At 59.2% G+C, this 21,173-nt stretch carries 20 protein-coding genes and 1 pseudogene; 18 read left to right on the top strand and 3 right to left on the bottom strand.

Going from position 1 to position 21,173, the window contains the following annotated elements:
• Window positions 1-75: 75 nt before the first annotated feature.
• The 7 genes and pseudogenes from DDZ14_RS14965 to DDZ14_RS14935 form a co-directional block, all read left to right on the top strand.
• Window positions 76-468, top strand: a complete 393-nt coding sequence (locus DDZ14_RS14965; protein ID WP_158275541.1) for a response regulator transcription factor — start codon at window positions 76-78, stop codon at window positions 466-468.
• Window positions 469-629: 161 nt separating this feature from the next.
• A complete protein-coding gene (locus DDZ14_RS14960; protein ID WP_109425784.1) occupies window positions 630-1,352 on the top strand; it encodes a hypothetical protein in 723 nt (240 codons plus the stop codon).
• A 165-nt stretch (window positions 1,353-1,517) separates the two neighbouring features.
• On the top strand, window positions 1,518-2,777 hold the full coding sequence (locus DDZ14_RS14955; RefSeq protein WP_109425783.1) for a site-specific DNA-methyltransferase: 1,260 nt from the start codon (window positions 1,518-1,520) through the stop codon (window positions 2,775-2,777).
• The gene (locus tag DDZ14_RS14950) at window positions 2,774-3,010 is read left to right on the top strand and encodes a hypothetical protein (protein WP_109425782.1); all 237 of its coding nucleotides are present in this window, start codon (window positions 2,774-2,776) and stop codon (window positions 3,008-3,010) included. Before DDZ14_RS14955 ends, DDZ14_RS14950 begins: the two co-directional genes overlap by 4 nt.
• Window positions 2,997-3,509, top strand: coding sequence for a phage terminase small subunit P27 family (locus DDZ14_RS14945; RefSeq protein ID WP_109425781.1), 513 nt, complete (start codon window positions 2,997-2,999; stop codon window positions 3,507-3,509). Before DDZ14_RS14950 ends, DDZ14_RS14945 begins: the two co-directional genes overlap by 14 nt.
• Before the next feature lie 77 nt (window positions 3,510-3,586).
• Entirely contained in the window at window positions 3,587-4,282 is a 696-nt protein-coding gene (locus DDZ14_RS14940) for a recombinase family protein (RefSeq protein WP_109425780.1), read from the top strand.
• Window positions 4,283-4,499: 217 nt separating this feature from the next.
• Window positions 4,500-4,700 (top strand): annotated as a pseudogene (locus DDZ14_RS14935) (IS6 family transposase); the annotation flags it as partial.
• 221 nt (window positions 4,701-4,921) lie between these two features.
• Here DDZ14_RS14935 and DDZ14_RS14930 read toward each other — a convergent pair.
• Both DDZ14_RS14930 and DDZ14_RS14925 read right to left on the bottom strand, forming a co-directional pair.
• Complete coding sequence (locus DDZ14_RS14930; protein WP_109425779.1) at window positions 4,922-6,133, bottom strand: M24 family metallopeptidase; 1,212 nt, start codon at window positions 6,131-6,133, stop codon at window positions 4,922-4,924.
• Window positions 6,134-6,233: 100 nt separating this feature from the next.
• Window positions 6,234-7,151 carry a LysR substrate-binding domain-containing protein gene (locus tag DDZ14_RS14925; RefSeq protein WP_109425778.1) on the bottom strand — a complete coding sequence of 306 codons (918 nt, stop codon included), beginning with the start codon at window positions 7,149-7,151 and terminating at the stop codon, window positions 6,234-6,236.
• 91 nt (window positions 7,152-7,242) lie between these two features.
• Between DDZ14_RS14925 and DDZ14_RS14920 the strand changes: the two genes are divergently transcribed.
• The 5 genes from DDZ14_RS14920 (at window position 7,243) to DDZ14_RS14900 (ending at window position 12,043) form a co-directional block, all read left to right on the top strand.
• A complete protein-coding gene (locus DDZ14_RS14920) occupies window positions 7,243-8,058 on the top strand; it encodes a creatininase (RefSeq protein ID WP_109425777.1) in 816 nt (271 codons plus the stop codon).
• A 30-nt stretch (window positions 8,059-8,088) separates the two neighbouring features.
• Window positions 8,089-9,207 (top strand): PotD/PotF family extracellular solute-binding protein, encoded by a 1,119-nt coding sequence (locus DDZ14_RS14915; protein WP_109425812.1) that lies wholly within the window; start codon window positions 8,089-8,091, stop codon window positions 9,205-9,207.
• A gap of 73 nt (window positions 9,208-9,280) precedes the next feature.
• On the top strand, window positions 9,281-10,126 hold the full coding sequence (locus tag DDZ14_RS14910) for an ABC transporter permease (RefSeq protein WP_109425811.1): 846 nt from the start codon (window positions 9,281-9,283) through the stop codon (window positions 10,124-10,126).
• A gap of 1 nt (window position 10,127) precedes the next feature.
• Entirely contained in the window at window positions 10,128-10,925 is a 798-nt protein-coding gene (locus DDZ14_RS14905) for an ABC transporter permease (RefSeq protein ID WP_109425776.1), read from the top strand.
• Window positions 10,922-12,043 (top strand): ABC transporter ATP-binding protein, encoded by a 1,122-nt coding sequence (locus DDZ14_RS14900; protein WP_109425775.1) that lies wholly within the window; start codon window positions 10,922-10,924, stop codon window positions 12,041-12,043. The genes DDZ14_RS14905 and DDZ14_RS14900 overlap by 4 nt, the downstream gene beginning before the upstream one ends.
• Before the next feature lie 71 nt (window positions 12,044-12,114).
• Here DDZ14_RS14900 and DDZ14_RS14895 read toward each other — a convergent pair whose 3' ends face one another.
• Entirely contained in the window at window positions 12,115-13,140 is a 1,026-nt protein-coding gene (locus DDZ14_RS14895; RefSeq protein WP_109425810.1) for a GlxA family transcriptional regulator, read from the bottom strand.
• 103 nt (window positions 13,141-13,243) lie between these two features.
• Here DDZ14_RS14895 and DDZ14_RS14890 point away from each other — a divergent pair, with 103 nt between their 5' ends.
• From DDZ14_RS14890 to DDZ14_RS14865, 6 genes are all read left to right on the top strand, one after another.
• Window positions 13,244-14,497, top strand: a complete 1,254-nt coding sequence (locus tag DDZ14_RS14890) for a sarcosine oxidase subunit beta family protein (RefSeq protein ID WP_109425774.1) — start codon at window positions 13,244-13,246, stop codon at window positions 14,495-14,497.
• 39 nt (window positions 14,498-14,536) lie between these two features.
• Window positions 14,537-14,836 carry a sarcosine oxidase subunit delta gene (locus tag DDZ14_RS14885; protein ID WP_109425773.1) on the top strand — a complete coding sequence of 100 codons (300 nt, stop codon included), beginning with the start codon at window positions 14,537-14,539 and terminating at the stop codon, window positions 14,834-14,836.
• The gene (locus DDZ14_RS14880) at window positions 14,833-17,835 is read left to right on the top strand and encodes a sarcosine oxidase subunit alpha (RefSeq protein ID WP_109425772.1); all 3,003 of its coding nucleotides are present in this window, start codon (window positions 14,833-14,835) and stop codon (window positions 17,833-17,835) included. Before DDZ14_RS14885 ends, DDZ14_RS14880 begins: the two co-directional genes overlap by 4 nt.
• A 13-nt stretch (window positions 17,836-17,848) precedes the next feature.
• Window positions 17,849-18,379, top strand: a complete 531-nt coding sequence (locus tag DDZ14_RS14875; protein ID WP_109425771.1) for a sarcosine oxidase subunit gamma — start codon at window positions 17,849-17,851, stop codon at window positions 18,377-18,379.
• Between the two features lie 80 nt (window positions 18,380-18,459).
• On the top strand, window positions 18,460-19,734 hold the full coding sequence (gene glyA, locus DDZ14_RS14870; RefSeq protein WP_109425770.1) for a serine hydroxymethyltransferase: 1,275 nt from the start codon (window positions 18,460-18,462) through the stop codon (window positions 19,732-19,734).
• Window positions 19,735-19,738: 4 nt separating this feature from the next.
• Window positions 19,739-21,151, top strand: a complete 1,413-nt coding sequence (locus DDZ14_RS14865) for an L-serine ammonia-lyase (protein WP_109425769.1) — start codon at window positions 19,739-19,741, stop codon at window positions 21,149-21,151.
• Window positions 21,152-21,173: the final 22 nt, after the last annotated feature.

The following is a 21,173-nucleotide window of genomic DNA, read 5'->3' as shown; positions in this document are numbered from 1 at the left end:
GAGGAAGCTCCCGGGCGGGTTAAACAGTTAATGGAGATGGTATTTCTCAGTGCGATTGCAATTAAGGGTATTTCAGTGAAAATTCTGGCCGTCGATGATGATCTGATGATCCTCGAGTTGCTCGAGGTGGCCATGGCATCAATCGGCGAACATGAGGTCGAGACCGTTTCGTCCGGCGAGAAGGCCATGGAGCTCATTCGCAAGCAAGGCTCCTGCTACGACTGCTTCCTGCTGGATATCCAGATGCCGGAGATCGACGGGATCGAGGTCTGCAAGGTGATCCGCGCGACCCCGGGCTGCGAACATACGCCGGTCATCATGGTGACCGCGATGTCGCAGGCAACCTATATGGAACGCGCCTATGCGGCCGGAGCGACGGACTATCTCACCAAGCCGTTCGATTTCACCGAGCTGAACGCGCGCCTGAACGCACTGACGCAGGCCGTTCAACCGGATGATCCGACATGAAGTCCATTTGGTCTCGGCCGTGGCTGGCAGCGGGCGTGGCGGATCGCGGGCTTCGCGGAGGATTCCAGGGCGTTCATGGAGAAACGCCTCGGCGTACTAGCCGCGTGGCGCGTTCAATATTGAAACTGGTGCCTCGCGTGTCGCTCTGCGATTATCCGGGAATGATGGAATTCGAGCGGCTTCCGGATGATCATCCCGCCCTTGCGCACTCGCCGCTGCTCAGAGCAGCGCGCCTGACACTTGGCTACGCTCTGGATCACGGCGAAATCGGTCTGACCGCCAGGAAAGCTTTCAAACGCAGCTTCGTGCACTGGGCGGTCGACGCGTTCGACTGGCCGGGATTTGGCGCCGCGGAAGCGTTCCGCTACAACAAGGTACTCAATGAGCACGAGTTCGTCCCGCTGCAGGTCGTTCATTTCCTGCTGTTGGAAAGGCGCCTCGGGCGGCACTACAAGGGTGGCTTCCGCCCGACCGCCAAAGGCAGAATCCTTGCCGCCAGCCCCGCGGGATTGTTCGCCGAGCTGATCCCGTTCTTCATCCTGGAGGTGGATCACGCGTCCTACGGCCGCTTTGATGAGCACCCGTGCGGAAACTGGGAAATCTGGCTCAACGTGTTGAATGTGAAGACGGAGGACGGGGCGACGGAGAAAGAGCTTTACGGTGCGTTCTATGGAGAAGGTCCCGACTGGGACAATGACGGCTGGCGGGAGATGGCCACGTTCTGTCAGTGCGTAATCAAGCCGCTGAAATGGGCCGGGCTCGTCACCGTGCAGGACGCCGACGGGGACGGGCCGTTTGCACGCATGTGCACCAAGACGCCTCTGTGGAGAGCGGCGCTTCGTCTTGAGACCGACGAAATGGTTCAGCCAGCGATGCGGCATTGAAATTGTCCGTTCAAGCCCCGCGCTCTGTCGTTGGCAACTCCGACGATGAGTGAGCCGGCTGTCGGCTCCTGTCGTGAAATGTCAATTATTGTCAATATTACAATGGCTTACCGTTTCTGATATGCTCCTTCCCAGGCACGGGGATTTCCCCCGGGGGAGGTATGAGTGCAGGCAGGAGCGAAGGCAGGGGCGCAAAGGATCGAGCGGCGTGCGGTCTCGCAGCTGATCCCCTATGCGCGCAATGCGCGGACGCATGGCGAGGCGCAGGTGGCGCGGATCGCGGGTTCGATCCGGGAGTTCGGGTTCAACAACCCGGTTCTGGTCGATGGCGAGAACGGCATCATCGCGGGCCACGGGCGCGTGCAGGCGGCGCAGACGCTGGGGATGGCGGAGGTGCCGGTCATCGAGCTTGCGCATCTGACGGAAGCGCAGAAGCGGGCCTATATCCTGGCCGACAACAGGCTGGCGGAGGCGGCGGGATGGGACCGGGAGCTGCTGGCGCTGGAGACGGGCGAGCTCGCGGATCTGGGTGTGGATCTGGCGGAGCTGGGTTTCGATGCGCGCGAGATCGATGCGCTGCTCGAGCACGGCACGGGCGACCCGAGGGAGGAGGAGGTCCCCGCGCCACCCGAGACCCCGGTCAGCCGCAGGGGCGATCTCTGGCATCTCGGGCCCCACAGGCTGCTCTGCGGGGACGCGACCGACGCCGATTGCGTGGCCCGGCTGCTGGGCAATCATCGGCCCCACCTGATGGTCACCGATCCGCCCTATGGCGTCCGCTACGACCCGGGCTGGCGCAACCGCGCGGGGGCCTCGGAGACGCAGCGCACGGGCAAGGTGATGAATGACGACCGCGCCGACTGGCGCGACGCCTGGGCGCTCTTTCCGGGCGACGTGGCCTATGTCTGGCACGGGGCGCTTCATGCCGGCACGGTCGCGGAGAGCCTGGAGGCCTGCGGCTTCGACATCCGCGCGCAGATCGTCTGGGCCAAGGAGCGGCTGGTGCTGAGCCGCGGGCATTATCACTGGCAGCACGAGCCCTGCTGGTACGCGGTGCGCAGCAAGGGTCACTGGAGCGGGGACCGGTCGCAATCGACGCTCTGGTCGATCCCGAGCCGGGACCAGGATGCGGACACGGTGCATGGCACGCAGAAGCCGGTGGAGTGCATGCGCCGGCCGATCCTCAACAACTCCAGCCCCGGGCAGGCGGTCTACGAGCCGTTCTGCGGCTCGGGCAGCACGCTGATCGCGGCGGAGACCACGGGGCGGGCCTGCTCAGCCATCGAGCTCGACCCGGCCTATGTCGACGTGGCGGTGCAGCGCTGGGAGGCCTTCACGGGCGAGGCGGCGATACTGGAGGGCGATGGCCGGAGATACGAAGAGATTGCCACCGAGCGCGGGAAGAGCGGTGGGAGAACGCCATGAGCCAGTCGCGCTTCATCTCGCTCGTCGAGGCTGGCACGAATGTCGCCGTCGGCTACCTGCTCGCGCTCACCACGCAGTTTGCAGTGTCTCCCATGCCGGGCGTTGACCTGCGCACACGGAAGATTCTGCTCATCGGTCTTGCCTTCACGGGGGTCTCGATCGTCCGAAGCCATTTGCTGCGCCGGCTGTTCGACAGCCTTGCATATCGGGAGCGGGGAGATGCGAGGACGTAAGCCCAAACCCACCAAGCAGGCGGTCAGCGTCCCTGGCAATGCCCTGCCGCGTTGCCCGCCGCATCTCGATGCGGTTGCGCGGAAGGAATGGCGTCGGCTGGCAAAGCCCATGCACGACGCCGGTGTCCTGACGATTGCCGACCGCGCCGCGCTCGCGGCCTACTGCCAGGCCTATTCCCGCTGGGTCGCGGCGGAGGAGAAGCTGAAGGAGACACCGATGCTTCTGAAGACGCCGTCAGGCTATGTGCAGCAGTCGCCCTGGCTCTCGATCGTCAACAAGCAGATGGAGCTGATGAACCGCTACATGTCCGATCTCGGCCTGACGCCGGTGGCACGTACGCGGCTTGCGCACGACGCGACCGACAAGGTCGAGCCGGTGAGCGTGGTGCGTGTCGTCTACTACGATCCGAAGCCAGAGGACGTGTCCGAGCCCGCGCCTGCGGAGCCGGACGACGAGGACGGTGTCGAGGACGCCATTGTCGTCCGCTCAACCTTCTGAAAAATGTGCAATCCGCTACGATTTGCCGGGCGTTCCGATGTACAGTCCTGCGCAACGAAGGTTAGGCAGTTTTGTACATGGTCAGGGCCACGGACCCATCTCTTCGCCTGGTCGCCTATGAGCGGGTCTCCACGGCCCGGCAGGGCAGATCGGGGCTGGGGCTTGATGCGCAGCGCAAGGCGATCGACGCGTTCGCCTCCGAGCGTAGCGCCGAGGTGCTCGCCCGGTTCACCGAGGTGGAGAGCGGGCGCAAGTCCGACCGGCCCGAACTGGTGCGCGCCCTTGACCTGGCGCGGCTGACCGGGGCCACGCTGGTGATCGCCAAGCTCGACCGGCTCTCGCGCAACGCGGCCTTCCTGCTCACGCTCCGCGACAGCGGGGTGCGGTTCCTGGCCGTCGACATGCCGGAGGCCAATGACCTGACGGTGGGGATCATGGCGCTGGTGGCCCAGCAGGAGCGCGAGGCGATCTCGCGGCGCACCAGGGAGGCGCTGGCGGCCGCGAAGGCGCGCGGCGTGAAGCTCGGCAATCCCAACGGCGCGGCGGCGCTCAGACGGGCCGGAAAGGGCGGGGCACCGCTCCGCGCGGCCGTGACGCGCAATGCCGACCGTCACGCCCGGGGCCTGGCCGACGTGGTCGCCGAGATCACCCGCGCGGGCCACACCTCCCTGCGCGCCATCGCCGCCGAGCTCAATGCCCGCGGCATGCTCACCCGTCGCGGCGGGCGGTGGCACGTCTCGACCGTCAGAAACCTGTTGCGGCGCTTGGGGTGAGTTGACGCGGGACGACGGCACTGGCCTCGGTCAGCGCGCCTGGTGGGACTTGATTAACAAACGCAAAACAGCACAGTGCCCACCAGACGCTACTGAAAGCAACAATATGCAGGTTAGGGGTGCATTGTGTCCAATCGATGAAAAGTCCTGGAATTTTTGATGTGGCAAGTATGTTCGAGGTTCGGCGATGCCGCTCTACATCAGAATTGCCAACTTCAAGCGCGCGCACCTGCTGTTCCGACGACGCGAGCGGGCGATGCTTCGGTTCCGGCGCATGCGAAGTTTGCAGAAGTTCGCCGCTGTTCACGCCCCCGTCACCAACCATTTCAACCAGGAGCGCAGTCTCTCCAGTCGGGACATTTTCAAGACCAACCGCGCCGCCGCTCTCGCCGAGTGGCGTCAACTCGGCGCGGCATAAAGACAGTCATACTGTCCTTGTGGAGACCAGTTCGAATCCGTCTGACAGCACTAGATCTTTAGTCGCTGTTCGCCTGAATGAAGATCGGTACGCCCGCCCAACGCACGAAGATCGTGTCACCTTGTTGCTGTGTTTCGCGGGATAAAACAAATACTACTACGACCAGTGCCAAAACGGCACTGGTCGTAGCAATATCTTTTGCTATCGAGATAGCACTGCCCTTAGGATTTGATGACATTGTGTTCGGGCCCAAACGGGAAGCCGGTGATGTTCTCGACCTTGTCTTCGCCAACAACCAAAATATCATGCTCACGGTAGCCGCCTGCGCCGGGCTGACCTTCTGGGATCATGACCATGGGTTCCATAGAGACGACCATTCCGGGTTTGAGCTCCGTTTCGATGTCTTCCCGAAGCTCAACACCGGCCTCGCGACCGTAGTAGTGGCTCAGCACACCGAAGCTGTGTCCGTATCCAAAGGAGCGATATTTCAGCAGATCCCACTCGCGATACATCTCGTTGAGTTCAATCGCGATATCCATACAACGTGCACCGGGTTTGATAAGCTCCAGCCCTCGCTCGTGCACCCTGACGTTCTTTTCCCAGATGTCGAGGCTCGCATCATCCACGTGATCACAGAACAGCGTCCGTTCCAGAGCCGTGTAGTAGCCAAAAATCATCGGAAAGGTGTTGAGGCTCAGAATATCTCCGGATTGCACGATCTTGTTTGTCACCGGGTTGTGCGCACCGTCTGTGTTGATACCGGATTGAAACCAGGTCCACGTGTCCATCAGCTCGACGAACGGGAATGACTTGGCAATCTCGCGGATCATCGCGTTGGTACCGGCGATGGCGACCTCATGTTCTGGAACACCCGTTTTGACAGCACCGGCGACGGCCCAGCCGCCCACGTCGCAAATACGAGCGCCTTCCTTGATCAGCTTGATTTCTTCTTCGGATTTGATCGTGCGCATCCACATTGAAGGCTGACCCACGTCAACAAACTCGACGCCCGGCAGGGCATCTTCAAGCAGTTGGCGGTATTCCAGAGACACATGGTCAAATTCTATGCCAATGCGTTTGGCACCAGGTGTCAGCTGCTGAATCGCGCGGTAGAAATTGTCACGACGCCAGTCTGTGTATGTGATATTGCTACCGAAGCTTCGGCGCCACGGCTGGCCTCCGTCGATGCCTGCAGAGATCGTAGTGGCGTTTTTCTGGTCAATGACCATGGCATATTTCCGACCGAAGTAGCAGTAGAGCCATCCGCTGTAGTAGTTGATACAGTGATAGGAGGTAAAGAGCGCTGCATCGACATCGTTCTTGCCCATCCAGTCACGTAGTTCATTCTGGCGGCGGGCCATTTCATTGTCCGAAAAGGGCGAAAACTCCTTCTCGCCGTTGTGCCATTCCATAACGTGGAGCATGTCATCCATTGTCGGAAATCCTCTCTGCTAACAGTGACCCTGTTTGCCTAGCAGCATAAGGACGTGACGGAAAATTAATTGAAATCATCCTGTCATTAATATTGTTAATTCATGTTGGATTATGTGTGTGTCGTCCTGTGCGTGCACGCGTCGGCAGGCGGAAGGTTGACACGTCCTCTGTGATTTGTTCGATCAGCTTAAGAGCGGCATCTGACATCTTAACGTGCTTGTAGAACAGTCCGATGTGGATGTTCGACAAATTCGGGAATCCATCGCTCGGGGTGAGGACCCGCATGCCCGGCAGCAACGTCTTCTTTGTCAGAGCGGTGACGCCCATGCCATCGAGAACCGCCTTTTGGAGCGCAAATACGCCGAGGCTTTCGAAGGACACGCGCCAGTCCCGCCCTTCGGTGTCCAACGCGTCGATCATGCGCTTTCGATAGAAACAGCCATCGGGATGCGCGATGATCTTCAGCGGCTGGCTCGGATCGATCTCGTGATCGCGCGCGCATACCCAAACCGGCCGCTCCGACCAGTAGATCGAAACATGCGGCGCAGGCATAGAATCGGTGATCGCAATCGCCACGTCTAGGTCGTCAACCTGAAGGGCCGAAAGAAGCTCACGGCTGCGATCGCAGCGAATTTCCATTAGAACATTGGGGTTCTCGTGGGAAAATCTGGCAATGATGCTCTGAAAGTACTCGATCGAGTAATCCACGGGCAGGCCGATCCTGAGAGTGCCGAGGAAGGCCGCGCGCTGCAGGTTGGCAACAGCTCGGTCATTGAGGCGCAAAATTTCACGCGCATAGCCCAGAAGCGCCTGCCCATCCGGCGTCAACTTAACCTGTTTACCCTTTTGCGAGAGTAGTTTGGCGCCCGCAGCCTCTTCAAGCCGCTTGATCTGCAAGGAGATCGCGGGCTGTGTCCGGCCGAGAATGCGCCCTGTTTCCGTGTAGTTGCGCAAATCCACCACCGTGACGAAGGTGCGCAGAAGGTCAGTTTGAAGGTTGGTGTATTGGCGTACCATTAGAAATCCTTATGCAATCATTGTTACTATGAATTTCCTGCAGGGTGCAAGCTGTCCTAGGCTTCCAAAATATTCAGATTCAGGGGGTGCCATGCCGCGTTCTACCGTTTTCGCTGCCGAAATACCTTGGCCCGACTATAAAAAACGGGTGCAGAATGGCGATGTGCCTATTCTCATCCCGCTCGGATCGATGGAACAGCATGGTCATCACATGCCGATGCATGTGGACGTTCTTCTGCCCACCGAATTTGCGCGCCGCGCCGCCGAACAGGTAGGAGCTCTGGTCGCACCTCCTTTCACCTACGGTTATAAATCGCATCAGAAATCGGGTGGCGGAAACTTTTTTCCGGGCACGACCAGCCTTGACGGCGCGAGCCTCGTGAACGCCATTAAGGATGTGGTCAAGGAGTTCGTGCGTCATGGTGTGCGCAACCTCTGCATCGTCAATGGCCATTTTGAGAATTCCTGGTTTATCACCGAGGCGATTGACCTTGCTTTGCGCGAACTGGGCTGGGACGACATCCATTACGTGAAGGTAATGGTCCTGTCCTATTGGGACTTCGTCGATCAGGCCTCGATCGAGAAACTGTACCCGAATGGCTTTCTCGGTTGGGATATCGAGCATGGGGGCGTCCTAGAGACGTCCCTTATGTTACGCATTCATCCGGACCTCGTCTCATTGCAGGATGCCGTCGAACATGCTCCGGCGACATTCCCGCCCTATGACATCTACCCGGCCAAACCGGAATGGACGCCAGCAAGCGGAACGCTGTCCTCGCCAAAAGAGGCGACGGCAGAGAAGGGGGACATCCTGCTGGATGTCTGCACGCGCGGCATTGTCGAGGCGCTCGAAACAGAGTTCGCCTGCACGGCAGTTTCGACGGAGGTCGATCGAACTGAAGCCTAAAAAGAATACTTATCAACAAGGAGAAACATGATGTCCACACGTCTCATTAGACCAAGCCGCCGCACGCTCTTGAAGATGACCGGGGCCGCGGCCCTGGCCACACCTTTCCTGTCGATCCGCGCAGCGGCGCAGACGACGGAACTTTCGATGCTTGCCTGGTACGGCCATGCCGAACCCGATATCGTCGGCGAATTCGAAGAGGCCAACAACGTCAAGTTCGTGCCGAAATATTACACCGGGGGCGACAACATGTTGGGACTGATCGCCCAATCCCCGCCGGGAACCTTCGATGTGATCCTGTCGGATGGTGAATATGTCCAACAGCTAAATGCAGCGGGCTATATCGAAGAGCTCAATCCGGCCGATTACCCGTTCGACGACTTCTTCCCAGAGTTCCAGAGGTTCCCGGGTCACTGGCAGGGAGACAAGCTCTACTCCGTCATTACGCGGTTTGGATTCCTCGGGGTGGCCTACAACACAGATACCTTCAGTGAAAAAGAAGCGTCCAGCTATGACCTGTATGCCGACGAACGAGTGACCGGCAAACTCGGTCATTTCGATTGGCATCTGCCAAATCTCGGCCAGATGAGCCTGCATGTTGGCAACCCGTCGCCCTATGACATCGATCAGGCAGCTTGGGAAAAGGTGCAAGAGCACACAATGGGTCTGCGCGGGCAGGTCGGCGGCTTCTTCGATTATGGCGGCACCTTCTCGTCGCTTGACAACGGTCAGATGCTGGCATTTGCCGGAATCGGTGACTGGATAACGGGCACGCTGGAAAAGAACGGCAGCCCGGTGCGCAGCGTCATCCCCGAAGAGGGCGGCCTGCAATGGACCGAAAGCTTCTCGATCGGCAAAGGCTCCAAGAAACAGGAAATGGCGAAGAAGTGGATCCAGTGGATCACCTCACCGGAGGGCCAGGCCAAATCAGCCGATATGGCGGCGTATCCCGCGATGGTGCCGTCCAAGGCCGGATGGCAGGTGCTTAACGAGACCAACCCCGCCGAGGCCAAGCGCCAAAACATGATGCTCGGCGAGCGCAATGCGATGGACCTGATCCGCGAAGGATTAATCCAGTATCGTCAGCTTCCCGTTCAGCAAAGCCTCGAAGAATGGAATGATTTCTGGTCGGACTACAAGGGTGCCTGAGGCGTAGGTTTGCCGGGGCGTTTCCTCCCCACGTTCCGGCATGCTTTCCGATTTCAGAGATATGGGACCTGACATGACCAAGCGACCAACATTGTTCTCACTGATCTTGTCCATGCCCTTGTTGGTTTGGCAGTTGATGTTCTTCCTGTCCCCTCTCCTCTTCCTGGTCACGATCAGTTTCTGGACAGTGCGCAACTTCCAGATGCAACCTGATCTGAGCTTTGCCAACTGGGGAAGGATACTCACACGTGGTGTGTTTTGGGATGCCTACCTGCGCACGATGGTGCTCGCGACAGCGGCGGCTGCGATTACCAGCATGATCGCCTTCCCGGCGTCGTACGCGATCTCTTTCAAGATGAGCGAGAAAGCGAAGCGGTGGATAATCTTCGTTCTCATTATCCCGTTTTTCACCAGTTATCTCGTCCGGGTCTATTCTCTGCAGGTATTTCTGTCCGATGCAGGCGTCGTCAACGCTGCGCTGGGATATCTCGGGCTGGGGCCGTTTTCGATGCTGAATAATGCGTTTGGTATTATCGTGGGGATGATCACCCTGACCTTGCCGCTGGTGATACTACTGCAAACCTTCAGCTTGAATTTTGTCAACCGCGATCTCATCGAGGCCGCGCAAAACCTACGCTGCGGACGGCTGCGTACCGTGTTTGCGGTGATCGTGCCCTCGGCCAAGGTCGGACTTGTGATAGCGGCGCTCTTTGCGTTCATTCTCAGCTTTGGGGATTTCGTCAGCCCCCTATATTTGGGTGGCGGCAACCCTCCGACCCTGTCGATCATGATCACCGATATCACCAAGTCCGGGCAGCAATGGCCACGCGCCGCTGTGGTTGCGATTATGATGATCATCACGCTGCTCACCGTCGCCTTTGCAGCAATCACCTATGCATACCGAGAGCGGGGAAAATAGGATGGGCAACGAAAACCGCATCATCAACGGCCTTCTGAAGCTACATATCGCGTTTTGCCTCCTGTTCATCTTTGCGCCGATTGCCGGAAGTTTCGTCTTCTCGCTCAACTCTGACCGATTCCCTTCGCTCCCTCTGGGTGAATTCTCGACGGAGTGGTATCGGTTGATCTGGGAAGATTCGCTGGTCTGGCAGGGCTTTGCAAATACGCTGGTCGTGGGCGTGACCGTCGCCATCATCGCCACTCTTCTTGGCTTCGGCGGTGCCTATACGGATTTCCGCTACAATTTCATCGGCAAATCCTTCTATCTCGCTCTTGCACTGTTACCCCCGACCATCCCCGTCGTGATCTTGGGGCTGGCAATGCTGGCCTTCCTTAGCCGCGTCAACCTGTCCGGCAGCACGATTTCGGTCATCATCGCGCATGGCGTGATGTGTAGCCCGTTCGCAATGGCCATCATTCGCCTGCGCCTGTCGCAGATGGACCCTGACCTGGAGGCGGCTTCGTGGAACATGGGCGGCAACCAATGGCAGACCTTGTGCTTTGTCATTATCCCCTTTGCCAAACCCGCGATCTTCGCCGCCCTCTTTATCACCATGGCCGTCTCTTTCGATGAATTCGCCGTTGCCTGGTTCGTGTCGGGTCTAAACGAAACGCTCCCGGTCAAGATCCTCGGCTTCTTGCAAGGTCAGGTCAGCCCTCGAATTAACGCGATCGGATCGCTCGCCTTCCTCAGCTCGATGACGCTGATCATATTGGCCCAGCTTCTGCTGCGCAGCCCGGAGGAAACCAAATCATGAAAGTGAACGCAGAAATGGAACAGCAATCAGACCCGATTGTGAAGTTCGGAAATGTAGTCAAACGGTTCGGAGATTTCACCGCGGTCGAGAAAGCTAGTTTCGAGATTGGTCGAGGCGAGTTCCTCGCCATTATGGGCTCATCGGGTTGTGGTAAGACTACGACCCTGAGGATGCTGGCCGGCCTGGAAGATCCCAGCGAGGGGACGATCTATCTCGATGGGGAGAAAGTGAACGGCAAGGCGACCTGGGACCGCGATACCCCGATGGTCTGGCAGTCCCTGGCCCTGTTCCCTTTCCTTACCGTTCAGGAGAATGTCGAGTTCGCGCTCAAGATGCGTGGCGTTGGCAAGGAGGAACGCCGGCAGCGCGCCGAAAAATGGCTCGAAAAGATGCAGATCACCGAGTTTGCGGGTCGCAATATCAATCAATTGTCCGGCGGTCAAAAACAGCGGGTAGCATTGGCCCGCGCCCTTGTGACAGAGCCGAAAATCCTGCTACTTGACGAGCCGCTATCGGCCCTTGACGCGCATTTGAAGGTGCGGATGCAGTCGGTCCTATCGAATCTGCAAAAGGATCTTGGGATCACATTCGTCTACGTCACACACTCGATGTCCGAAGCCTTTTCGATGGCGGATCGCGTGGTCATCATGAGCCGCGGTAAGATCGAGCAGATCGGCACGCCCGAGGAGATCTATCACGAGCCCTATAACCGGTTTGTCGCCGAGTTCCTTGGGTCTGCAAACATCTTCGATGGCAAAATCCTGGGGCCGGCTGATACCGGAGGATGGCAAATTGCGTATGATGGTGGGGAAACCGTTCTGCCGCAGAATGAGTTACCTGACGCGCATCCGGGGCAGACCGTCACCTTCATCGTGAGTGCCGAGAACATGCGGTTGAGTTTGCCTGGCAGCGACCAGTCGGGCATAGAGGCAAGCGTCGTGGGCGAGGAATTTATTGGTGGAACGGCCATGGTCTTTCTTGAAACCACAACCGGCCAAGAACTTAAGGTTCAGAAATCACACGACGAATTGTCCCTGCTTAACCTGCATGCGGGCTCAAGGGTGGTGGTGCATTGGGCACCGGAAAGCTGCCATGTTTTGATTGGTGAAAACGTCTGAACTGGTCCTAGATCGATTCCGGTTCCCAGAATGTCGGGAGGGGGTAGAGCTGATCGGTCGAGGCTGACCGGTCAAAACCGACCGGCAGCTTCCGATCCGGGATCCGTCACCTCACGCGCGCGCCAGACTTCGGGTGTGGTGTCATAAACGGCTTTGAAAACCCTTATGAAGTGAGAGACGTCGGAAAATCCTGTCTCATGCGCAATTCGGGTAATGCTGCGGTCCGTGCCTCGCAAGAGCCGCTCGGCATGGGCCAATCGTATCCTTTTTCCCGCCTCAAACGGCGTCATGCCCAGAGCCGAGGCAAAGCGCCGTTCGAGGGTTCTCGGGCTGACCTTCAATCGCCACGCCAAAGCCGCCGTGTTGGGTGGGGCCTCGAGCGCCTGATGCAGCAGCAGCAATGCGCGCCGCACGACAGGATCATCGGTCGTCAACTCCAGCGGCACGCCGGGCTGTGGGCGTTCTGCGGCCATCGCTTCGTCGATCATCATAATCGCCAGACTTTTCTGCGCTGCAGCATGTCCGATATGCCGGTCTACGAGGAATGCCGCCAGATGTGCGGAACTGGTGCCGCCCGAACAGGTCAGCCGTCCGCGGTCAACGACGAAAATTTGATCGGAAACCGGCGTAATATCCTCGAATTGCTCCAGAAAATCGTTGTGGTGAAACCAGCTGACGCAACAGCGATGCCCCTGCATGACTCCAGCACGATGGAGGACGAAAGCGCCTGTACAGACGCCTACTAACGGGATTTTGTACGCAGCCGCCCGCTGCAGAAACGCGGTATATTCAGGGGACAGACGCTCGAGCTCTTCCATCAGGCCGCCGATCACCACGATATAGTCAAAGCGTCTGGGATCGCCCAGAGGTTCCTCGGGCTGGACGGAAATACCACTACTGGACACCACCGGCGTCATGCTGGCGGACAGCACTTTCCAGCTGCACAGGATTGGCCTTGACCGATCCCCTTCATCGGCGGCAAGCCGCAGCACGTCGACGAAATTTGCAAATGCGCAGATCGTAAATCGCCGCGTTAGGACAAAACCGACACGTAGCCTTGGAAGATTGGATGCAGCAGGTGATTGACGCTTTATCATGACGCGATAGTAATGCCAATTTGACGTATTTATACAGTGAAAAATCGCCATGCCCTGCAACATTATCTGACCCATGGAATCACCCGCTCTGAAAGGCTTTGCCATGACCCATTTCTCTGCGATGTCCCTGCTAAAAAATGCGCTCACCGGACATAAAAAATGGCCCGAGCAATGGCCCGATGCGCAGCCCAAGGCGGAATACGATGTCATTATCGTCGGCGCGGGCGGCCACGGTCTTGGCGCGGCCTATTATCTAGCTAAGGAACACGGTATCACCAATGTGGCGGTAATTGAGAAGGGCTGGCTAGGCGGCGGCAACACAGGCCGCAACACCACGATCATCCGTTCGAACTATCTCTATGATGAAAGCGCTAAGCTCTACGATCACGCGCTCGATCTGTGGGACAACCTGTCGACCGAACTGAACTACAACGTGATGTACTCCAAGCGCGGCGTGATGATGTTGGCGCATAACGCCCACGATGTTCAGTCTTTCCAGCGTCATATTCACGCCAACCGCCTTAACGGGGTCGATAACCAGTGGCTGACCCCGAAAGAGGCCAAGGCGTTCTGCCCGCCGCTCAATATCTCGCCCAATGCGCGCTATCCGGTCATGGGCGCCGCCCTGCAGAAACGTGCGGGCACGGCGCGCCACGATGCGGTGGCCTGGGGTTATGCCCGTGCGGCCGCCAAGCGCGGCGTTGACATCATTCAGAACTGTCCGGTCATCGCGATCCGTCGTGGCGCGGACGGCGCTGTCGAAGGCGTCGATACCGCCAAGGGTTTCATCAAGGCCAAGAAGGTGGCCGTTTCCGCTGCCGGCCACACCAGCGTCGTGATGGATAGCGCGGGCGTGCGGATGCCGCTGGAAAGCTATCCGCTTCAGGCGCTAGTGTCCGAGCCGATTAAGCCTGTCTTCCCCTGTGTCGTAATGTCGAACACCGTGCACGCCTATATCAGCCAATCCGACAAGGGCGAGCTTGTGATCGGCTCCGGCACCGACCAGTACACCAGCTATTCGCAGCGTGGCGGCCTGCCGCTGATCGAACACACTGTTGCGGCCATCTGCGAGGTGTTCCCAATCTTCAACCGAATGCGGATGCTGCGCAAATGGGGCGGAATCGTCGATGTAACGCCCGACCGCTCGGCCATTCTGGGCAAGACGCCGGTCGAAGGCCTTTACGTGAATTGCGGCTGGGGCACCGGAGGCTTCAAGGCCACACCGGGCGCAGCCCACACGCTCGCTTGGACCGTCGCCAAGGATGAACCACACCCGATCAACGCGCCCTTTACGCTGGAGCGCTTCACCACGGGCCGCCTGATCGACGAAGCCGCTGCCGCCGCTGTCGCGCACTGATTGCGTGCAGAACGAGATGCGTACTGAGGAGACAACAATATGCTTTTGATCCATTGCCCCTATTGCGACGATACGCTTCCCGAGTTGGAATTTGCCTATGCTGGCGAGGCGCATATCGACCGCCCCAAAGATCCCTCGGCGCTGAGCGACGAGGAATGGCGTGATTTTTTGTTCATCCGCACCAACGTCAAGGGCATTCATGCCGAACGCTGGCGGCACATCAACGGGTGCGGGCGCTTTTTTAACGCGCTGCGTGACACCGTGAGCGATCGTTTTTTCACTACCTACAAGGCAGGTGAGGCTCGCCCCGACACAACCGAATTGGAGGCCGCAGGATGACTGATTTTCGTGTAAAGAGCCGGGGCCGTGTCAATACCGACAAGCCGGTCAAGTTCACCTTCGATGACCAGATCTACGAGGGCTTCGAGGGCGATACCGTCGCATCCGCACTGCTAGCCGATGGCGTGCATCTCATGGGGCGCAGCTTTAAGTATCACCGTCCGCGCGGCGTGGTCACGGCAAGCTCGGAAGAGCCGAACGCCTTGATCGGCACGACCCGTGGCCGGGGTCGGTTCGAGCCGAACACCCGGGCCACTATGCAGGAGATCTATCCCGGTCTGAAGACCGAGAGCCAGAACAAATGGCCGAGCCTCAAATTCGATCTCGGCGCGATCAACGATCGTCTCTATATGCTCTTTTCCGCAGGGTTCTACTATAAGACCTTCATGTGGCCGCGCAGCTTCTGGGACAGCGTATACGAGCCTTTCATCCGCAAAGCGGCCGGACTGGGCAAGGCTCCGACCCATGTCGATCCCGACAACTATGCGAGCCGCTATCTGCATTGCGACGTGCTGGTCGTCGGTTCCGGACCTTCTGGCATCGCGGCCGCCTTGGCCGCAGGGCGCGCCGGATCGAAGGTTGTTCTGGTGGACGAGAATTCGGAGATGGGCGGTACGCTGTTGTCCGAGCCGACAGTGTCGATCGACGGACAGCCTGCCTGGTCCTGGCTCGAAGGTGCGATGCGTGAACTGGATCGGCTGTCCAATGTGCGCCTCATGACGCGTACCACGGCGATTGGGTACTATCATCAAAACATGATCGGTCTCGTGCAAAAGCTGACCGACCATTTGGGTGACGTGCCTGAAGGTGCCCCGCGCGAGCGGATGTGGCGCGTGCGCGCGCACGAGGTCGTATTAGCGCAAGGGGCGATTGAACGCCCGATGGTCTTTCATGGCAACGACACCCCAGGCGTGATGATGGCCGGTGCGGCGCAGACCTTCCTCAACCGTTTTGGCGTGCTGGTGGGCAAGGAGCCTGTCGTTCTTACCAGCCATGACAGCGCATGGTACAGCGCCTTCGACATGGCCGATGCAGGCGCGAAAGTGGTGGCGATCGTCGATACGCGCGACGACGTTCCACAGGATTTGCAGGACCAAGCAAAGACACGCGGCATCAAGACGTATCTAGGCTACACCGCCACCGGAACAAAGGGCCGTCTGCGGGTCAAGGCCCTGAGGGTCAACCCGGTTCGCGATGGCAAGGTGGGCGCGGCGCATCTGCTGCCTTGCGATGCGGTGCTGGTCTGTGGCGGCTGGACCCCGTCGCTGCATCTGTTCTCGCATACCAAGGGATCGCTCGAATGGGATGCAGAGGCTAAGGTCTATCTGCCCGGTTACAAGACCGAAGCGGTGCATATCGCGGGCGCCGGCCGTGGGCTTTGGGGCATCGCCTCGGCCCTAGAGGATGGCACGCGTGCGGGCGCCGATGCGGTCAGATCTCTGGGCAGCAAGGCGGGAACAGCTACCTACGCCGTCACTAATGACCGCACCGGCACCGGTATTACGCAAAAAGAGCTTCCAACCGACCGCAGCCCCGGAAAGGCCAAGGCCTTTGTCGATTTTCAGAACGACGTGACCGCCAAAGACATTCGCCTTGCCGTGCGTGAAGGGATGAAGTCCATTGAGCATGTCAAGCGCTACACGACGAACGGCATGGCGACTGATCAGGGCAAACTCAGCAACATGAACGGGCTGACCATCGCTGCTGACGCCCTCAACAAGGAAGCGCCGCAAGTGGGCTTAACGACCTTCCGTCCGCCCTATACGCCGACCACGTTCGGTGCGTTTGCTGGCTATCATAAGGGCGCGCATTTCGAGGTAACCCGTAAGACACCGATCGATGCTTGGGCCGAAGAACACGGCGCAGAGTTTGAACCCGTCGCGCTCTGGCGGCGCGCGTTGTTTTTCCCACAGGCAGGCGAGGACATGCACAAGGCGGTCGCACGCGAATGCAAGGCGACGCGAAAAAGCCTGGGCATTTTCGACGCATCTACGCTTGGCAAGATCGAGGTCTCCGGTCCGGACGCGGTCGAGTTCATGAACCGTATGTACACCAACCCTTGGACAAAACTGGGTGTCGGCCGCTGCCGCTACGGCCTCTTGCTGGGGGAAGATGGCTTCATCCGCGACGATGGTGTCATCGGACGGATACGCGATGACCTATTCCATGTTACCACCACCACCGGCGGTGCCGCGCGGGTTCTGAACATGATGGAAGATTACCTCCAGACTGAATGGCCCGAACTCAAGGTCTGGCTGACATCGACTACCGAAGAATGGGCCACCATCGCGCTCAACGGTCCCAATGCACGCAAGCTTTTGGAGCCGTTCGTCGAGGGCGCGGATATCTCCGCCGATGCGATGCCGCACATGTCGGTCGCGGAATGCACCGTCGCTGGCTTTCGCTCGCGGCTGTTCCGGATCAGCTTTACCGGAGAATTGGGCTTCGAGATCAACGTCCCGGCACGCTATGGCAAGGCGCTTTGGGAAAAACTCTGGGAGGCGGGTCAGAAATACGACATCTGCCCCTATGGCACAGAGACGATGCACGTTCTGCGCGCCGAGAAGGGCTTTATCATTGTCGGCCAGGACACCGATGGCACCATGACACCGCAAGATGCCGGCATCGGTTGGGCGATCGGCAAGAAGAAGCTCGACTTTGTTGGCAAACGCTCGCTTGATCGGCCCGATCTCGTGGCGCCGGGGCGCAAGCAGCTCGTCGGTCTGCTGACGGACGATCCCAAGGTCGTGCTGACCGAAGGCGCCCAGATCGTGGATGACCCCAAGCAGGCGAAAACGATGAAGATGATCGGGCACGTGACCTCGTCCTACTGGTCGGAGACGTTGGGCCGGTCCATTGCGATGGCGGTGGTCGAGGGCGGCATCGAGCGGATGAACGACACGCTGCATATTCCGACCGAGAAGGGTGACGCCGTTACGGCCAAAGTGACTGGAACCGTGTTTTATGACCCCGCCGGCGATCGCCTGAAGGTCGAATGAGGAGGACGATACCATGAATGCTCCGGTGACATCCGTTGATAGGGTCTCCATTGCGGTTCTGCCGCCCGTGGCCCGGTTCAACCTGCGCATCGCGCCTGTCGACCTAAAAAAGGCCTCCGCAGCCTTTGGTCTCACCTTGCCCGGCAAGATTGGGCAGGGCGCCCGAAACGGCGACCGCGCAGCCTATTGTATTGGTCCCGACGAATGGCTTCTGCACGCCGCCGAAAACGATCAGGATGCGGTTGTTGCCGCGTTCGAGGTCGCCCGTGCCGAGACGCCCCATAGTCTTGTGGTCATTTCCGACCGAGAGCTGACCATCGAGGTCAAAGGCCCCGCCGCGGCAGAGCTTTTGACGGTTGGATGCCCACTGGACCTGTCGTGTATCGCCGTGGGCCGAGCCAAGCGAACCGTGTTCGATTATGCTCAGGTAACGTTAATTCGCGACGGCGAAGATGCCTTCCGTGTCGAGGTCTGGCGATCGTTCTTTCCGCACGTTCATGGCCTTCTTAAGAACGCCAGGCGCGAGTTCGCTGTCGGTTTCTGAAGCGGCCCAATCGATCAATATTTTCAGACGCGTCCCGAGCCGGGACGTGACCTTACCCTTTACATGAAATGAACAGTCCCATGCTGAAAACTCTGAGCACCGCCCGCATTTCTGATACCGCCGTTGCCAATGCCGTTGGTCACGAGCTTGACCGTCAGCAAAACCAGATCGAGCTGATCGCATCGGAGAACATCGTCAGCGTCGATGTATTGGGCGCACAAGGCTCCGTGCTGACCAACAAGTACGCCGAAGGCTATCCCGGCCGGCGTTATTACGGTGGGTGCGAGCATGTCGACACGGTCGAACAGATCGCCATCGACCGCGTGTGTGAGTTGTTCGGCGCAGGCTTTGCCAACGTGCAGCCTCATTCTGGTGCCCAGGCCAACCAAGCCGTGTTCTTGGCCTTGCTTAAGCCGGGCGACCGGATCATGGGGCTGGACCTTGCGCATGGCGGGCACCTGACCCACGGATCGCCTGTCACGATGTCCGGTAAATGGTTCGACGTTGTCAGTTACGAGGTTTCCGAAGACGATCATTTAATCGACATGGATAACGTGCGCAAGATCGCGCATGAGACGAAACCCAAGCTCATCGTTGCCGGGGCCTCCGCCTATCCGCGTCATATGGATTTCGCCGCCTTCCGCGAGATCGCGGATGAGGTGGGCGCCTATCTACTGGTCGACATGGCGCATTACGCTGGCCTGATCGCGGCTGGTGAATACCCCGATCCCGTGCCGCACGCCCACGTCGTGACCTCGACCACGCATAAAACACTGCGCGGGCCGCGTGGCGGCACGATCCTCACCAATGACGAGGCGCTCGCCAAGAAGGTTAACTCGGCTGTGTTCCCCGGCAACCAGGGTGGCCCGCTGATGCATGTTGTCGCGGCTAAGGCTGTGGCCTTTGGCGAGGCGCTAGAGCCTTCGTTCAAGAAATACGCCAAAGACGTCATCGCAAACGCGCGGGCGCTGTCTGAGGTTTTGGTTGAAGGCGGTCTGGGTGTTGTTTCCGGTGGCACCGATTGCCACATGGTGCTCGTTGATCTGCGTCCCAAAGGCGTGACAGGGAAGGTCGCGGAAATCGCGCTCGAGCGCGCCGGCATGACCTGTAACAAGAACGCCATCCCGTTTGACGCCGAAAAGCCGTTCGTGACTTCCGGGGTGCGTCTTGGCACGTCCGCAGGCACCACGCGCGGCTTTGGCGAGGCAGAGTTCCGCAAGATCGGTGAGCTGGTCCTTAAGGTGATTAATGCGTTGGCGGGCAGTCCCGAAGGCGACGCGGAGGTCGAGGCAGCTGTGTTGGAAGAGGTGCGAACCCTGTGCGGAGCACATCCGATCTATGCGGAGGACGTGTAAACCCATGTTCCTGTCCGTCTTCGATATTTTCAAGGTCGGAGTTGGCCCCTCATCGTCACACACTATGGGGCCGATGACGGCGGCCGCGCGGTTCCTTGATGGTCTGCGCGGCGGGGCTGAGAAAACTCCATGGGCAGGGACTCTTACCCGCCTAGAGGCGTCTTTGCATGGCTCTCTAGCCTTTACAGGCAAGGGCCATGCAACCGATCGTGCCGTAATCCTCGGGTTAATCGGCTATCTGCCCGATACGCTTGACCCCGATGCCGCCGAACGACTCGAGGCCGAGGTAAGGGAGGTAAAGCGAATTAGTCCTCCCGGTCTGGGCAGGCTCGAATTTGATCCCGACACCGATCTGGTCTTCGACTACGGCCCGCCTTTGCCGGGGCATGCCAACGGTCTAGTGCTGCGCGCCTTTGACGAGCGCGGAAATCTATACTTGACGCAGACTTACTATTCAGTGGGTGGTGGCTTTGTTGTTACCGAGGCCGAGCTTGAGCAGGGAAAAGCCGCTGCAAGCGCGGATTTGCACGATGAAAAGGCCGCGATGGGCTATCCCTATCCGTTTGGGTCTGCCGCCGAGATGCTGGAGATGGGCCGCGCCTCTGGCACCAGCATCGCGCAGATGAAACGCGCCAACGAAGAGGCGCATTCCGGCGGTGGTCTGAACAAACGGATCGACCATGTCTACAAGGTGATGGAGGCTTGCATCGACCGAGGCCTTCGTATGGAGGGCATTCTGCCCGGCGGTTTGTCGGTGAAACGCCGGGCCAAGGCGATCCATGAACAGCTTTTGGCTGAACGCGGCGAGAATCAAAGCCAGCCCCACGTCGCCAATGATTGGCTGTCCGTCTATGCCATGGCTGTGAACGAAGAGAACGCGGCAGGTGGACGGGTCGTGACCTCACCCACCAACGGCGCAGCGGGCGTGGTACCAGCCGTGATCCGCTACTACCGCGACCATTGCATCGGCGCCAACCACGAAGGTGCGCGCACCTTCTTGCTCACCGCGTCGGCCATCGGCGGGCTGATTAAGCACAACGCCTCGATATCGGGTGCGGAAATGGGCTGTCAGGGCGAGGTCGGGTCTGCATCCTCCATGGCTGCGGCGGGACTTTGCGCGGCGCTGGGCGGTACAAACGAACAGATCGAGAACGCTGCTGAAATTGCGCTGGAACATCACCTTGGAATGACCTGTGATCCCGCTGCAGGTCTGGTACAAGTGCCCTGCATCGAACGCAATGGACTCGGCGCTATCAAAGCGGTCAGTGCCGCAAGTCTCGCGCTGCGCGGCGATGGCACGCATTTCATGCCGCTTGATAACTGCATCGAAACCATGCGCCAGACTGGCCACGACATGCTTACGAAGTACAAGGAAACGAGCCTTGGAGGCCTTGCAGTCAATCTTCCTGAATGCTGAAACACACCCGACATTTGGTGTC

It is taken from the genome of Maritimibacter sp. 55A14, from assembly GCF_003122205.1.
Taxonomy (GTDB): Bacteria; Pseudomonadota; Alphaproteobacteria; order Rhodobacterales; family Rhodobacteraceae; genus QEYE01.
The sequence above is the reverse complement of the archived record's forward strand: the minus strand, read 5'-3'. Positions and strand labels throughout refer to the sequence as shown.